The sequence below is a fragment of the Eubacterium sp. AF36-5BH genome (assembly GCF_003460505.1).
Taxonomy (GTDB): domain Bacteria; phylum Bacillota; class Clostridia; order Lachnospirales; family Lachnospiraceae; genus Eubacterium_G.
Genome location: NZ_QTVG01000006.1, coordinates 87,936 through 104,605, shown reverse-complemented (window position 1 = coordinate 104,605; position 16,670 = coordinate 87,936). Strand labels below are relative to the sequence as shown.

Sequence of the window (16,670 nt, the reverse complement as noted above, 5' to 3'; positions counted from 1 at the left end):
TGGTTTATTTTCTCATAATATCGTCCGCAAAAGGTGTAAAATAAGGTGTATGTTTTTCCATTTTACACCTTGCTATTTTCAATTAAAAATCGTAATTACACAACCTGAATCCGGGCAACTTCTTCCCTGGCATCCTCAAGATTTACGTGCGTATATGTATTCAGCGTTACGCTGATGTCTGAGTGGCCCATCAAATATTGCAATGCTTTTGGATTCATTCCGGATTTTGCCATATTTGAGCAATAGGTATGCCGACATACATGAGGGGTGATGACAGGCATCTGTACTTTGTAAGTATTATTATACTTCTGAATGATGTGTTGAAAATAATGCTCCCAGTGCAGGGAATAACAGATACTTTCATTTTTATCAAAGTATAAGAATCCACTTTTTCCATCTACCATAGGTTCTGCTTTGGGCGGGTTTCGTTTTTCTATAATTTTCCGAAAACATTCCTCTACATCTGCAGTCATAGGTATCTTTCTTGTTCCGCTGGTTGTTTTAGTCTCTTGAATATAATATCCGATTTTTGATTTTTTCTGCAATTGATGATCGATGTTGATCGTATGCTCCTTGAAATCAATATCAGAAATCGTCAAACCACAAAATTCCGAGATGCGAAGGCCTGTTTTAAATAATATGTAAATTCCTTCATAATACCTGCAAAAATGAGGGTCTTCCTTCACAAACCGTAGGAACTTTCGTTCCTCAGCCCTGCTGATTGCCTCTCTTGTCACACTGTCATTCACAACCACTTCCATTAGCTGAAACTGAAATGGATTTTTCCTGATCAGGTCATCATCCACTGCCAACTGAAATGCCGGACGAAGAACTCCTCGGATTGAATGGATGGAACTATAGCTTTTCTTTTCTACCTGCTGAAGATGTATCAGCCAACATTTTGCATCCGAAATCCGAACCGTATCAATCCTTCTTTTTCCAAATGGATCTTTCTTCAATAAATTGATAACTGTTCCGTATCCTGCAACTGTAGTAGGTCTGACACCGGTTTTTGTTGATGTATATTTTTCAACCAGTTCCAGTACCGTCATATTTCCGCCATTTGTTGCAATCTGTTCAAAATGATCTGCCTGGATTTTCTTCTCCATCTCCCGAAGCGATAAAGCCCGGTGCTTTCCTTTCGGAGTTGCATCGTTATGGTCTAAGCGCCAGCTATATACGCAGCGCTCCTTTCCCATCTCATCGACATACTTAAATCTATATCTGCCATCAGATAACTGTATTTCTCCATTGTGTAATATACGTCCTCTATGATCTCTCCTTTTTTCACTCATAATATTTCGTCTCCTTCATTAAATGCTCATTTAACTTGGAAGACCGTCTCGGTTTATTCATTATACCACAAGACCTTCTCTTCGCTAAGATAAAATGAACATTATTTTCATTACTATTTCTTCTATTCTGTCACTTAAACTGTACTGGCTGTGTCCAGATAATCTTCAAATAATTTTCTTTTGAACCGGATATGCGAACCAACTTCCAAAATAAAATCTGCTCCTTCATTTTCACCTGCGATTTGTCTCAATCTCTTTTCTCCAATTCCGTAATATTCTGCTGCTTCGGAAACATTTAAAGAATATTTCTTCCAAACAGGTATTGTTTTTTCTGTATGATTCATTCGCATTCCTCCTTCCCTCTGTTTGTGTTCAACAGCGTTTTCGCTTTCTCCATTTTCATACTTGCAATCGCTTCTCGTTTGCTTGTGCCTCCAACATACACGGGTGTACACATTTCTAAAATACGGTCATAGATACGCCTTTTATCCAACATGGTCTCGCTTTTTATTTCTTTCAGCGGAAGATTCGTTGTGATGATCAAAGGTCGTCCCGAACGGATCCTGCGGTCTATGACACTAAAAATAATTCCTAACGCATATTCTGAATTTCGTTCCACTCCAAGATCATCAATAATCAAAAGCTGGTAAGAAGCCAATGCATTGATATATTCCGTTTTGTCTGCCAGTGGAAATATATTATCAATAATGGTATTGAAATTTGTCATCTTTACCGTTACTTCCCGCTTAAGAAGTTCATTGGCAATACACCCGGCAATATAACTTTTCCCGGTACCAACCGGTCCCCAGAACAAACAGCCTATATGATTTCTTTTCATTTCCTCCCAGTTATCAACATAGCTTTTTGCCTTATGCATTACTGCATCTGACATATCTGCATTCTCAAATGTCCACTCTTCCATCCTGCTCTCGTCAAAACAGATGCTCGTATTTCTACTGACTAATTCCCGGTGTTCTTTCTCTTTAAAATATTTTTGTTCTTCTTCATACGCTTTTCTGTCACAGGCACATTGCCTGGAATGTTTCTTCATCCCCATAAAGCCACCCTCTGGGAAAAATGCTTCTTTCGCTTCCCCACAGACTTTGCAGTATCGCAAACCATCACTACCTACACATACGGTATCTTCTTCTCTCATCACAAACTCTCTCCTTTCCCATAGCAATAATTTACTTCATAATATTTATTACTTTTATATTTCTCAGTTACTTTACTAGGTGCCACATTTCCGACTCCTGTACAGCCATTTTTACGACCAGATGATGGTTGCTTTTCCGACTCCATCAAAGCCATCTTTTCAACCGCCTTATTCTCAACCGGCTGTAGCCCAATCTCATCAGATGGTATTTTTACATATAAATGATTGGGTTTTGAAAATCCACCGGATCTGCGAACCAATAATCCCTCATCATCTAATTCCTTCAATGCTGTTTTTATAGAAGATTTGCATTTGCCGATTTGAACAGACAATTCATCTATTGGAAATATCAGATAAACATTTCCATACTTGTCTATCCAGCTATTCTTTCTTGATATCCGCGCCCGGTCGTACAAAATCATATAAAGATATTTTGCAGTTTGAGAAATTCGCAGTTTTAGCAAAAACTTCGGAAACTGGAAGTATTGAAGCATCTGCTCTGACTCCTTCATGTATTCATATTTCATTCTTTTCTCACCTCGTTTCTGTTTCTAATTGTTGTAAAAATCATTTTTATGCCGGCTCAAAAAATGTCCTTACACATATTCAAAAGATGAAGGGCATAAATACAGGCTCTTGATGAAAATTTTTTATTTTTCCTGCAAAAAATACCCTTTCATTAATACGAAACGCTGAGAGGCATTTTTACAGCCCCCTGAAGAAAACTTTTTTATTTTTTCTGTTAATTAAATATTTGAAAATAAAAAAACACTCACCTATCCAGGTGAATGCCTTATCAAAATTTTCTTATTTTGTTGTCTATGATGCTTACTCAGAAACGCTTGCGTATCTGCTAAAATGTAATTGCCTGCAATTATATTTTCACGTGGGTATGGGGACGTAATCCCCATCAAGTCTGCCACTCGTAAGTAATACAATATTGTCAAAATGACAATACTGTAATACACGGGTGGATCTTGCTCTGGTTGTAACGTATGAATTCATACAATAATAGGCCCAAATGGGCACTTTCACCATTTGAGCCTATATATTATATATGTCTTTCAAATGATAGCTTAAAAAATAGCTGTCTAGACGGTATGTTTTTAACGTAGAATTGATTTTATGGAAGACAAGGCATGGAATGCTTTGTACCTTTAATGGAAAAATTTAATGATATTTACCATGTACAAAAAAGAAACGGCAGATAAAAAACATCACACGAATCCTTATCGTGCTGTAAACTATATAAGAGATGAGAACGGAAATCCTATATGCCCTAATGGACGTAAATTTCTTTTCAAACGAAAACAACATGTAAGATATAAAAAATATGGACGTACAGAAGAAATCTATCCAAGCTTATTAAGTGTACCCTTTTTACATAAAACAGTGACGATTTTCAAAAAACATATATTAATGTAAAGAAACGCCAGAACCAGCATTTGTCGGAACTAGCGTTTCTTTAGCAGAGACTTATTTTACAGCCCCGTTTTTTGCTTATATTATTTTCCTCCGTTGGATTTCAATTTTGGAAAGAAGATGACTATCTTAAAGCCCTTTTCCCACGGGGAAGCAGCTTCCAGACGAAGGTTTAGATCGTCAGCCATCTTCTTAACCAGGTAAAGCCCTATACCGGTAGCTTTCTTTCTGCTGTCAGTAGAATCCCCGGTAAAGCCCTTTTGAAAAATATACGGCAGATCATATTTTTTTACACCGATGCCATTATCCTCAACTGAAAGGACATCTGCGATCTCCGAATGTATCATAGAGATTGTTAGCATGGGACTATCGCTGCTATATTTTATGGCATTGCTCACGATCTGTCCCAACATAAACTGAAGCCCTCTACGGTCTGTATAGACTGTTTCAGATTGCAGTTTATTGATAATTACAAACTGCTTTTCTTCCAGAAGTGGGGCATAGTCCTCCAGAACTTCCCCCAAGCAGTCATTCAAATTGATATCCTTAAACTGATAATCCTTTGTACTGCTCTTTAACCGGGCATAGTATAACATCTGAGTGACATCCTCCTGAAGCTGACTGCGGACATAATCCAGTTTTGCTTGCAGGGGAGGAGACATTTCGTTGCTCCGATTATCCAGGAGCATGGTCAACAACGATAGGGGCGTTTTCGCTTCATGTGCCCAGCCCTCCACATATTCTTCATAGTCCTGTAGGGCATCTGCCATACTGTTACTCTCAGTTTTGTGTTCCTGTAAAACTGATGCCAGAAGCCGGATAGATTCTCCTTCTTCCCGGCTGATGGCACCGAGCAGCCGTTCCTCGTTGCAGATGGCAGGATCACTGAGGAAATCCCGGAACAGCTCTCGGCGGGTGGTCTCCCGCTTGTTTAGTACAAACAGAATTGCTGAAAACAAAAGGAGGCTTGTCAGAACTACTAACCCACTCAAGGTTTGAAATGCCTGAATGTCAGAAATCCAAAGAATGATAGCACAAAAGCAATCCACGCCCAACAGCAACAGCAGCCAGGGGTAGTACCGTTCTATCATGCGCCAAAGCCGCTTCATGGAGCCACCCCCGTTTCCAGACGATAGCCCATCCCACGAACCGCAACGATTCGCTGCTTCATCTCAAGACCGGACATCGTCTTTTTCAGCCTGGTCAGATTAACCTGCAAGGCATTTTCGTCTATGTATTCCGTGGTTCCCCATAGTGCTATGCAAAGTTGCTCCGTCGTGACCAGAGCATCGCCGCCGGACAAAAGAGCAACCAACAGTTTTCCCTGATTTTTTGGAAGCACGACAGAGGTATTATGAATATAAAGCGTGTAGGTCTGCTGGTCTAACAGGAAATCTGGTCCCTCTATGAGATTGGTACGGCCTTCATACCTTTTGAGGATATTGGATACCCTGGCAAGAAGTCGATCTTTTCTGCACGGCTTCGTCAAATATTCATCAGCACCCAAGTGGAACGCTTGCAGTTCATCCTTTACCTGATCTCTGGAAGTCAGTATCAGGACGGGGATAGCGGTTTTATTCTTTAGTTCCTGGCAGATTTGAAAGCCACTGATCTCCGGCAAATTCAGGTCTAAGATCACAAGGTCAGGACGGAGGGCTGCCAGGAGCCGAGCGGCATCTTCCAACTCGGTGATTGCCTCCGCAAGATACCCGTCCTTTTGAAGCATATTGCAGAGTTCTTCCCGCATATAGACTTCATCTTCCACAACAGCAATTCTTTTCACGGCAGCACCTCCTTCCAAATTATTCTTCTCTCTGTGGCTGCATCAGTGTCAGCAAATACCGATCACTGGAGCGCTTGACCACTCTCATATAAATATATTCTATCACGCAAAGCAGCAAAATCATAGCAGCAGATACAAACATCATTTCAGCCACTGTCCCACGGGTTCGGGACGAGAGTATCCCTGTAAATAACGCCCTGACTCCAAACAAACTGCTGACAGCCGCAACCAATACAGGAAGTCCCATAAACCAGGTAATTTGCTTTCCAGCAGACTGGCAAAGGGTTTCGTAAGTAGCTCCCAGGCGGATCAGAGTCTGGTATCTGCGCCCGGTTTTCTGCTGACTCATCAGGAACTGAACACCCACGATGGTGTTGGCAACTACCAGGAAAACAATCGCAAGATAGAGGGTAATATAACTGGATGCTATGGTGTAGAAAAGCTGACGACCCATATTCTGAAGATAGCTTTCATATTCAATGTCAGTTTCGTCCAGCTTCTCGTTCAAATCCAAATATGCAGTCATAAGGCTATTTCCATTCAGAGCTTGCTCACTGAGCACCGCATTGACATAGGTATCATACATTCCCTGACTATAATATAGAAATGCTTCATCCGGAAGAATCAATGCAAAGGACAAGGTTATAGAACGGTCCGTGACCAAATTCACAGACTGAACCTCTCCTGTAAGATGAATCGGACTACCATCCAGTTCCACCTTGGGATGCCCGGCCAATACTTGGTTCAGCATTGCGGTACGGCTTACCGTAGTAAACTCTGTATCAATATAGACAGCGGCCTCCTTTTCGCCTAATTGGAGAGCCGGATTGCCGGACAATTCCAACAAACGATTATAGTCCGATAAACAAATCAAATATGGGTATGTGGCATAACCAAGATTGTTCAGAAGGACATCCCGGTCTTCCGACTGGGGCAGGCTCCGAAGAGAGTCCATAACAGCGTCCATGCTGTAGGCATTATCATAATCTTCTGTGGTGCGAATACGCCCAACCCTCATTTCAAAAAGCTCTGAAAATTGATTTTCCAAACTGTTTTCTTTCAGGACTGCCTTTATATTCGGAAGAACCTGCGATGAATCTTCTGCAGTATGATCTTCAAAAGTATAGTCGATTACATGGCCAGAAGACAGGTTATTCGTTCCTGCAATTCCTACGCCCGCACCAAAACAACACAGCGCCGCCAGAATCAGCAGGGAGCTGATGGCCATGGAGTTTGACTGATGAATGACATTCTCCTGAATCTGCCGGAAGGTAAATACATGAAGCTGCTTATTTCCTTTTCCTTTCTTAACAATCAAAGCAATCAGTGCACGCATCCCATAGAAAAGCAGCATCGTACCAACTATGCCCAACAGCAAAGTCAGTCCCATCATACTTACCTTTGTCCATGCAATTCCCTGAATCGCCATGTAGTAAGCCACTGCCAACATCACACTTCCGCATATAGCAGCCAGTCCATAGATAACAGATGGCATTTGCTTTTTGGGGCGGTTCGTTGGCTGGGATAGCAAAGTACCGATCTCCTGGCGGCTGATTCGTCCACTCAAAATCAGAAGTGCCGTCAGCTTAATTGCCAGAAATCCTGCCAGCGTCCATTCAATCGCAAACCAGGATAAAGAAAACTGATGACCGATGATCCCCATGCCTGCCAGCTTGGCGGTGACAAGACTGACAATTTCTGAAAGCACCACAGCCACAGGTAATCCTATGAGCATGGCAAGAATACTGGTCAGGAAATCTTCCGCCAGAAGCATACCAAACAGTTTACTTCTACGCATCCCCAACATTAGATAAACACCAAACTCATGCCGTCTGCGCTCGAACTGATACTTGCAGGCAAAATAGATCAAAAAGAACAGAATACCGAGGGTCATCCCATAAAACGCAGGAATCAGAAGCAGGAGTTTGTCAACTGCGTCACTCTCCATTTTCTGCAAAAAGAGCATCACATCTTGAGTGGAGATGGAAAGAATCATGTAAAATGCAACAATAGAAATCACCAGGGAGCTGAAAAACAGACCGTTTTCCTTTCGGCTGCGGCGACTGTTCCGAAGAATGAGATTAGAGAACATTTGCGCTGCCCCCTCCCAGTTGCGCCATCACCTTCAGGATGTGCCCGTAGAACTCCTGCTGGCTTTCGTCTCCACGCCGAAGCTCATGAAAGATCACGCCATCCTGGATGAACAGGATGCGCTTACAGAAGCTGGCGGCATTGGAATCATGGGTTACCATCAGGATCGTAGCTTGTTCGTCACGATTCAGGCCGGACAGCTTCTCCATAAGACTTCTTGCGTTCTTAGAATCCAGCGCACCCGTCGGTTCATCGGCAAGGATCATTTGGGGATGTAAGATCAGAGCCCTTGCTGCCGCAACACGCTGACGCTGGCCACCGGACATCTTGGACGGAAACTTATCCAGAACATCAGAAATTTCCAGATAGTCAGCCAACTGCTTCAGCCGCTGGCTGCTTTCTGTTTCGGCTACCCCATGCAAGGAAGTCGGGAGCAGGATATTTTCCCTGCCAGTCAGGTTGTCCAGCAATTCAAAGTTCTGGAATAGATAACCAACTTTTTTGCCACGGTACTCGGCAAGAGCCTTTTCCTTGAGGGATTGCAGAGTATCTCCCTCCACCTGAATGCTTCCACCTGTAGGCTGAATCACAGTTGCAATACAGTTGAGAAGCGTGGATTTGCCGGAACCACTGCTTCCCATAATACCGAGAAACTCTCCCGGCATGACCTGAAAAGTGATTCCGTTCAGTGCTCTCGTCTGGTTTGGCAACGTCCCATAGACTTTGGTAAGATTTTCAATATTCAAAATTGGTTTCATGTGAATGCCTCCTATCCATTTCTGGGTAAATGATAGCACAGAAGCACAATAAATAACACTTACAGTCGCTGTAAGGATTCTGTTCCTGTTTTCAGAACAAGAATGACGCATCAAGCGGAATAAGTATATGTTTTGTAAAAACGTCGGGTGACAATGAAAAAATATGCTGGACTACCGGATTGGCTAACTTGCATTTCTTTGTCAATTCTGGTAACCGCTTCAAACATGGAAGTTTCTGTTCTTACTTTTATTATACTCAATCAATAAAATCAACACGGTTCAGCAAATTTTAATTATTTCCAATATGACAAAATTGCTTCCTGTTATATTTATCTATTTCTTTATTTCTCTATTATTCCGATCCGGTCTTCCAAAGGTATAAATAAGGTGTAAATTATTCGTCAATCATCAAAAAATCCTTTAAAGCCTAGGCTTTCACAGCATCCATTAAACACTGCCGTGGCAGATAAAAAGTATTTTTATCATTGTTAAATTTCTCCTGTTCTGAGATGCCCTGTCTTACCGAGTTTTGCGTTGGTTTATCAGAATTTCCTTATATCATCCAGACCGGTATGATATAGTTATCCCTATCAATTGCACCAAGTGCAGGCTTCATACAAATAACCGCTCCTTTAGAGCATGGTGTTGATGCCTTATCAAGCAACCTAAATATCTTTGTCAATTCTGTTCCCGGATTTGAGGTTTTCTTAATTTCAATTGGATTTAATATTCCATCATGTTCCAATACAATATCAATTTCTTTGGCATCCTTGTCGCGGTAATAATACATATATGGTTCCTTTCCACAGTTCAGGTACGTTTTCCTAATTTCTGCAACCACGTAATTTTCTAAAATTGCACCATTCATAGCTCCGCTTTCTAATGTTTCAGCACTGCTCCACTTTGTCAAGTAACAAACCAATCCCGTATCGTAAAAATACAACTTTGAAGTTTTTACAAGACGCTTTAGCAGATTGTTGGAATACGGATGTAAGTAAAAAATAATTCCCAGAGTTTCCAAAATCCCCAGCCAATTCTTTGCCTGTGTTTGATTAATATCCGCATCTCTTGCAATTTCTGCTATATTAACCATTTGACCACATCTTGCAGCCACCGCAGTAATAAATCGAAGAAATTTAAGTGAATCAATAGCATCCGACAATTCTTTAACGTCACGCTCAATATAAGTAGACAAATAACTGCTGTAAAAAATCTGGCTGTTGCTGTTCACACCACTTACAATAGCAGGCATGGAACCTTTATAAATACGTTCGAAAATTCCTCTTGCATCAATTTCTGTTCTGCCTGCCTTTCTTGTAACCAATGCTTCCATCTCTATGGTAAATGGCTCCATATCAGCGCCTGCTATTTCTGCCTGTGATAGAGAAGTAAGAGAAAGCACTGCCACTCTGCCTGCCAGTGACTCCTGTACTCCTCCCATCAGTTTAAATATCTGTGAGCCAGTCAACCAAAAAGCCCCTGGTTCATGATTTTTATCCACATTCATTTTAATATAAGCAAATAATTCCGGCGCATACTGAACTTCATCAATTAATACAGGAGGCTTGTGCAATTGCAGGAATAATTCCGGGTCAGACTTAGCAAGAGCCCTTTCATTCAAATCATCCAGGGTAACATATCCCCTTTCTGTTCCTTCCATTAACTTCTGCAACATTGTAGTCTTACCCACCTGTCTAGGTCCTGTAACAAGAACCACCGGGTATTCCTTTGTAACCTGATTTACCACATTCTCCAGATTTCTTTTTATATAACTCATATACAAAACCTCTTTTCGGCTAATTTCTAATCTGAATATATTTTAGCCGAATTATCATAAAATAACAAGCACTTCTCGGCCAATTTATATTTTAAATATATTTTAGACAAAATGCACTTGTTTTATTCTGTTCATTTTCATTATGAATCCAAATAATTACTATTAAATAATATCGGCAATAATTGTATTGTTTGAAATTTTTATTTTATGTTTTTTTGCCTTTATTTTTGTAAATGTGACTAATTTTATGTCACATTTATAATTTAGAATACATTTTCTTTATTTCTTCCATATCTTTTGTAGCACAATTCTTAAACCCATAAACACAACTTATAATTACAACTATCAATATTACTATAGGAATAAGTAGACATGGAATAAGCGAATAATCTTCTCCATATACAATTTCCAAACTCATAATTCCAATGATAAATAGCGCAAATATGCATATAATTGTTGAAAATATGCTCACTGCTATGGACTGTCTTTGTTTTACTCGAATAATCACACCACTATCATGTTCTTCAAATTTTCCAACATTTACCGATTTAAAAGAATTTTGTTTGTAATAGCGGTTTGTACTTGGGTTCACTGTTATTTTGAATCCTTTATTATTAACATAACCAAGATACTTGGATTTTTTCAGCCATCCTGATTTAGGCAAAATGTCTTTTGTATATTCTATGCACTCTTCCTTTGTCATTTTTGTTTTTATACTATATTTCATGTCTTCCTCTTTCAAAATTATTTATTATTCATTGTAATGTCATTAGCCGGAAAAATATATTCCTTTAAATATTTTTGCATATTAGGATTGCATGCATACACATAACACCCTTTTATTCCTCTTGCTAATATAGTTGTATATGTATTCATAATCAATTTTTTCAGAGTATTCTCATCTGTACCTGCTTTTACTTTTGAATCTTTATACTCATCCAAATTCACTACAATTGATTTCGTATCAAAATCATAATCAATCTCTTTTCCAAATATAACACCAACATAGTTCATATCATATCCCTGAGTGGTATGAATGCATCCAATAGTATTGTGAGAGTCCTGTCTGGTTACCCATGAATCATTTGTCAAATTCCAAATATAATGATTTCCATCAATTAATATGTCATATTCTCCATTTTGAACTAATGTATTGTAATATTCCATATCATCTTTAGGCTTATTGTTAGGTTTAGTTTTCCATTCCCAGGAAAAACCTGCAACAGTTTTACACAATCCCATCTCATCATCCTTCTTACGAATAGACTCAACAAGGGTATTTACATTATCAAAAATAAAGAAATCATAATTTTCTATTTTTTCACGTTTTTTACGCAAACAGGACATCACATCTTTTATGTATTGAAGATATGTATCTCCTCCTTCACAGCGCATTTGTGTTTTTAGTTTGTGTTGATGAATTTTGTACTTATATTTTTCCAAAGTTTCCTTATACTCACCATGGGATAAGTCTGATGATTTAACAGTTTGAGTTTGATCATAAAATAAAACAACATGCTTTGCTGAATTTATTATCCAATCCAATTGATTTGCACTATTAGGCTCCAATCCCAGTTTTCTACATGTGTCATCAAAAGACTTATATCCGGTTAGATTTTTTCTTTTAGACAAACGATGGGATTCATCAACAAACAAAATATCATATTGGTCTTTTACAACATCAGTAGGTCCAATAACCATTTGTCCAACCAATCCATTTCCACAATCTCTAAATACCTTTTTAACAGTGGCACGTATTCCCGGCATTGGAAAAACAAAACCTACTTTAAACGGTTTCCCACCTCTATTTACTGAAATATGTTTTTTTAATCTTAGCAACGCACTTCTTTTATTTTCATCTATGTCATCTTCGAAATTCTCCACTTTACTGTCCAATAAACTGTCGTCTATGTTTATTGCATTTACTATTGAATTAATAATACTAATAGCCAGAACTGTCTTTCCTGTTCCTGCGCATCCATTGATTAAGCTAACACATTTATTATCATTCTCAAATGTATCCACAATATCATTTATTATAGATATGCTTACTTCATTTTGTTCCCCTGTTAACGCATTGTATGGAGAAAACTTAAAAATATTTTCGTTTTCAATAATATCTAAAGAGTTTTTGGCAAGATTCTTGTTAAGCAATTCCTTCCATAGAATTCTGAATTGACTACGATATTGTTCTCTTTGATAATAATCGTGAATAGCTTGCTGACCTTTATTCTTATTAATAATTTTTTTAAATCTACCATCTACAGAACAGTATTTTATAAGCCTTTGTTCATAATCTAAAATAACAGATTTGTTATATCTGCCATCAAAGATAATTTCTATACCTTTTAAATTTTTCTTTTCGTCATTTTTTAGATGTTGACTCATTCTTACTGCGGCACTTGTAGTTTCACCAATGTAAAGATTGTCCTCATCATGTATAAGGTAAACCACCGGCCAATTAACTCCTTTATCGTGCACTTTCAATTGTGAAAGTCCGCTCTCATTAAAATCAAAATGTTTAATCTCATTTATAATAGGCATATTTTTCTCTCCCACTTATAACTTATCGTATTTATCACTTTTTCCTTTTGACTTACTTACCGGGTATTTCTTTTCATTAATTTTTATTTTTTTCTGGACTATTTCGTCAATATCCAATCCACATGCATCTGCCATAAGCACACAATAATTAAGCACATCCGCCAGTTCTTCTTTTATTTTTTCCTGCTTATTTTCATTTGATGTATCCGAACCACTCCACTGAAAAACTTCAAGTAATTCTGCTGCCTCCAGCGAAATTGATATTGCCAAATCTTTTGGATTATGAAATTGCTTCCAATCTCTATCATCTCTAAATTTTAAAATTTGATTAATTGTCTCACTTGTCATTTATCCACTCCTTATTAATATCAAACTGCATAGCCTATTTACATTGCTTCATAGCATTTCTCCATCTTTAACTAAATTTGTTAGCAATTTCATGAATTAACAATTTCTACATAACTATATGTCTCTCATTTAATTACGTCATTTTTAATTTAATTTAGTCATTTCATATCCAAATGACTAAATTAAATTTATTTCTTTTCCAATCTTTTCAATTAACGTAACATCGGCCGGCAGCCACTTAACGTCATTCAACTGTTTCTTTGTCAGCCATCTTGCAGCCTCATGTTCCTTTAATACAAGATTGCCACTTACAATTTCACACCAAAAGCAATCCATTGACAGGTGAAACTGTGGATAATCATATTCAATAGTATCAATCAGTTCTCCTACGGATATTTCTGTATCAAGTTCTTCCATTATTTCACGTTTTAATGCCTGCTCCGATGTTTCTCCTTCTTCTATTTTTCCACCGGGAAATTCCCAGCCACCTTTAAAATCACCATATCCACGCTGTGTTGCAAATATAATTGGTTCTTTGTTTTCGTTTGTAGATTTTATTACCGCTGCAACAACTCTGACTGTCTTCATCTACTGTATCTCCTTATCTTCACTACTTTGTAAAGTACTCATATATATCTTCCCTTACGCTGTTCTTTAACTTAAACAAAAAGTTCATTATTGGAAGTTTCCTGCCCCTATTATTCTTTATTGTTGTCTGTCTCCAATCAACCGGATTCACTTCACCCATATAATAAAAATCAGTTCCTTCGCCGTCGCTTTTCTTTATAAACAAAACAATTTTAAGACCTGACTCTTCACTATTAATAATTTCCTGACTTTCACGGCTGTCAATTGCAACACCGTTTCTTGTCATCCAGCTAAATGTTTGCTGATTTATAAACTGGTCCTCATACTTTGTGCTTTCTGATATATCGTCTTTCTTTTCATATGTAACAAAAATAGGACATGTACCATGTTTTATTCTGTAGCCATACATTGTAGAACTTTCATCCCTGTCCCAGTTCATAAGACGACATACATCTTTCCTTGAATACTTTCCATAAAGAACAAGATTATTTTCATCATGGTTTGAATACATATCTTTGTAACGCATCATTCCATACTTAACAAGATTTTCCAGCTCTTCCCTAAATCTTACATTTCTAAGTTTTTCCACAAATGCTAATGAACGTTTTAACATTCCTGATTTTAACTCTAGCGATGATACTAATTCTATATCTGAAAACTTTGTTGCATCACTACCTGTTACAAAATCAAGATTTATTATTCTTATTGCTGAATCATAATCTGTCTTTTTAAATTTTTCACCAATATTACTTAACTGCTCTGCGAATGTATTTTCTTCTATATTCGTTCCTTCCAACATCATCTTTAGCATTAAAAGTTCATGGGGTCTTTTTCCATCAATTATTAATGCTGAAACAAAAGCTAATATTTGCTCTTCCTTATCTGTAAATGTAATATTGTAGTCTTTGTCTACAATTCTTAAAAAACTGTCATATGTTTTTGCATATTTTATAAACAGCATAGGATCAATCTCACCAAGCTTATAAAAGTCCAAAATAGTCGGAATACGTCCAAGCTTATATTTCACCTGATTGTATTTTTCTGTAAGCATACGCTTTGTTGTTGTCATTTTATCAATGGATTCAAAGATTTTCTTTTTTGTAATCTCATCAAAATGAATGGTGGAACTGCCGGGAATTACCCTTGCCCCTTCTCTTACGTATTTTCGCACATTATCCTTGTTGTATGTTCTGTCACCTGACAAGGCTATTGGAATCAAAAAGTTGTTGTTATAGTTTCCAATAAAATCAAGTACTACCACATATTCCTTGCCATCTGCCTTTCTAAGTCCACGACCAAGCTGTTGTACAAAAACAATTGCAGACTGCGTAGGACGAAGCATAATAACCTGATTTACCTGTGGAATATCTACACCTTCATTAAAAATGTCTACTGTAAAAATGTAATCAAGTGCCTGCTCTGAAACCGGTCGTCCTTTTTCATCAACATTACATTCCATCTCCAGTCTTTCCACAGCTGCTTCTCTTTCACTTTGACTATTTGAACCTGATAATGCAATTGTATTATATCCACGCTTATTGAAAGCATCTGATAAAGCCTTTGCTTCATCATTTCTGCTACAGAATACCAATCCCTTCACTCTATCTCCATCATGTCCAAAGTATTCAACCTTTTCAATTACATGATTAACTCTTTCTTCTGTGGCAAGATATCTGAATTCTGTTTTTTCATCGATTTCTCTGCCCTCAATAGTCAAATCTGATATTCCAAAGTAATGAAAGGGACAAAGTAAATCATCCTTTAAAGCATCCTGAAGCCTTATTTCACTTGCAATATTGTGATCAAACAATTTATAAATGTCGAATCCGTCTGTTCGCTCAGGAGATGCTGTCATTCCTAAAAGAAGCTTAGGCTTAAAGTGATTTATGATTTTATGATAGCTTTCCGCTCCTGCTTTGTGGGTTTCGTCGATGATTATACAATCAAATCTGTTGTTTGAAAATTCGGAAAGAATATTGTCTCTACTTAATGTTTGAACTGTTGAAAAAATATAGTCAGCATTCATATCCTTATGATTTCCCGAAAGAATACCTGTAGAAATGTTACTGCTAAAAACATTCTCATATGACTTTTTGCCTGCTTTAGTATTTGTTCACGATGTACTAAAAACAGAACTTTCTTAAATCCCAATTCACGCATGGCAAATGCAGAAGCATATGTTTTACCGGTACCTGTAGCAGAAATTAATAATGCCCTTTCTTCACCTTTTTCCATAATTTTCCTAAGATTTACAATAAACTCTTCCTGCATAGAATTTGGTTTTAAAGTATATTTTTCAAAAGATGGGATTCTATCTTTTTTTGCAACTTCACGCTGGTGTTTAATAATTTCATAACGTGCCTTATAAATCTCATAAAAATAATCAAAGTCCAATGCATACTCAGAATTCCAAAGTTTCTGAAATTCTTCTACAATATCCTCTGCCACTTCTCCATGTTCAGTGGATATTATTTTTGTATTCCATTCTATATTACTTGTAAGTGCAGTCCTTGTCATATTCGAACTACCCAGAATGATTCTATATACTTCTTCCTTTTTAAAAATATATCCTTTAGTGTGAAAACCATTGTTTGCACTTTCAACGTCATACATTTTTAATGTAATATTCTCAAGTTCATTTAATTTTGCAAGTGCTCTCGGTTCACTAAAGTCCAAATAATTAGTTGTTAAAATTTCTCCCGGAATTCCCTTTTTTTCAAGTTCCTTTAATGTTTGCAAAAGTGGTGTAATTCCACCCATGGTTATAAACGCAACACTGATTTGAAATTTCTCACACCTTAGCAACTCTTCTTCAATAGAAGAAATAACTTTCTTTCCTTCCTCCGGATTGTTTGATACAAAACCTGGTTTATATTCAATATTTGAAGCAAGAGAGCCATTAATATAC

General features: G+C 37.7%; 13 protein-coding genes and 2 pseudogenes. All 15 read right to left on the bottom strand.

Going from position 1 to position 16,670, the window contains the following annotated elements; genetic code table 11:
- Positions 1-95 precede the first annotated feature (95 nt).
- Positions 96-1,295: a site-specific integrase gene (locus tag DW006_RS07580; protein ID WP_117603803.1), complete on the bottom strand. Its 1,200-nt coding sequence runs from the start codon at positions 1,293-1,295 to the stop codon at positions 96-98.
- A gap of 134 nt (positions 1,296-1,429) precedes the next feature.
- A complete protein-coding gene (locus tag DW006_RS07575; protein ID WP_004844954.1) occupies positions 1,430-1,639 on the bottom strand; it encodes an excisionase in 210 nt (69 codons plus the stop codon).
- Entirely contained in the window at positions 1,636-2,451 is an 816-nt protein-coding gene (locus DW006_RS07570; protein ID WP_117946846.1) for an ATP-binding protein, read from the bottom strand. The genes DW006_RS07575 and DW006_RS07570 overlap by 4 nt, the downstream gene beginning before the upstream one ends.
- The gene (locus tag DW006_RS07565) at positions 2,451-2,978 is read right to left on the bottom strand and encodes a replication initiator protein A (protein WP_117603801.1); all 528 of its coding nucleotides are present in this window, start codon (positions 2,976-2,978) and stop codon (positions 2,451-2,453) included. The genes DW006_RS07570 and DW006_RS07565 overlap by 1 nt, the downstream gene beginning before the upstream one ends.
- 978 nt (positions 2,979-3,956) lie before the next feature.
- Entirely contained in the window at positions 3,957-4,982 is a 1,026-nt protein-coding gene (locus tag DW006_RS07550) for a sensor histidine kinase (protein ID WP_117999730.1), read from the bottom strand.
- Entirely contained in the window at positions 4,979-5,656 is a 678-nt protein-coding gene (locus tag DW006_RS07545; RefSeq protein WP_055218786.1) for a response regulator transcription factor, read from the bottom strand. Before DW006_RS07545 ends, DW006_RS07550 begins: the two co-directional genes overlap by 4 nt.
- Positions 5,657-5,675: 19 nt before the next feature.
- Positions 5,676-7,748: an ABC transporter permease gene (locus DW006_RS07540; RefSeq protein WP_117999729.1), complete on the bottom strand. Its 2,073-nt coding sequence runs from the start codon at positions 7,746-7,748 to the stop codon at positions 5,676-5,678.
- On the bottom strand, positions 7,738-8,505 hold the full coding sequence (locus DW006_RS07535) for an ABC transporter ATP-binding protein (RefSeq protein ID WP_117999728.1): 768 nt from the start codon (positions 8,503-8,505) through the stop codon (positions 7,738-7,740). Before DW006_RS07535 ends, DW006_RS07540 begins: the two co-directional genes overlap by 11 nt.
- A gap of 553 nt (positions 8,506-9,058) precedes the next feature.
- Entirely contained in the window at positions 9,059-10,282 is a 1,224-nt protein-coding gene (locus tag DW006_RS07530; RefSeq protein ID WP_117999727.1) for an ATP-binding protein, read from the bottom strand.
- A 256-nt stretch (positions 10,283-10,538) separates the two neighbouring features.
- Positions 10,539-11,009, bottom strand: coding sequence for a hypothetical protein (locus DW006_RS07525; protein ID WP_117999726.1), 471 nt, complete (start codon positions 11,007-11,009; stop codon positions 10,539-10,541).
- A gap of 17 nt (positions 11,010-11,026) precedes the next feature.
- A complete protein-coding gene (locus tag DW006_RS07520; protein WP_117999725.1) occupies positions 11,027-12,826 on the bottom strand; it encodes a DUF2075 domain-containing protein in 1,800 nt (599 codons plus the stop codon).
- 15 nt (positions 12,827-12,841) lie between these two features.
- Positions 12,842-13,174 carry a nucleotide pyrophosphohydrolase gene (locus tag DW006_RS07515; protein ID WP_117999724.1) on the bottom strand — a complete coding sequence of 111 codons (333 nt, stop codon included), beginning with the start codon at positions 13,172-13,174 and terminating at the stop codon, positions 12,842-12,844.
- A 177-nt stretch (positions 13,175-13,351) separates the two neighbouring features.
- Positions 13,352-13,762 (bottom strand): (deoxy)nucleoside triphosphate pyrophosphohydrolase, encoded by a 411-nt coding sequence (locus tag DW006_RS07510; RefSeq protein ID WP_117999723.1) that lies wholly within the window; start codon positions 13,760-13,762, stop codon positions 13,352-13,354.
- 22 nt (positions 13,763-13,784) lie between these two features.
- Positions 13,785-16,210: pseudogene (locus DW006_RS12445) on the bottom strand (DUF3427 domain-containing protein).
- 21 nt (positions 16,211-16,231) lie between these two features.
- Positions 16,232-16,522: pseudogene (locus DW006_RS12440) on the bottom strand (phospholipase D-like domain-containing protein); the annotation flags it as partial.
- Positions 16,523-16,670: the final 148 nt, after the last annotated feature.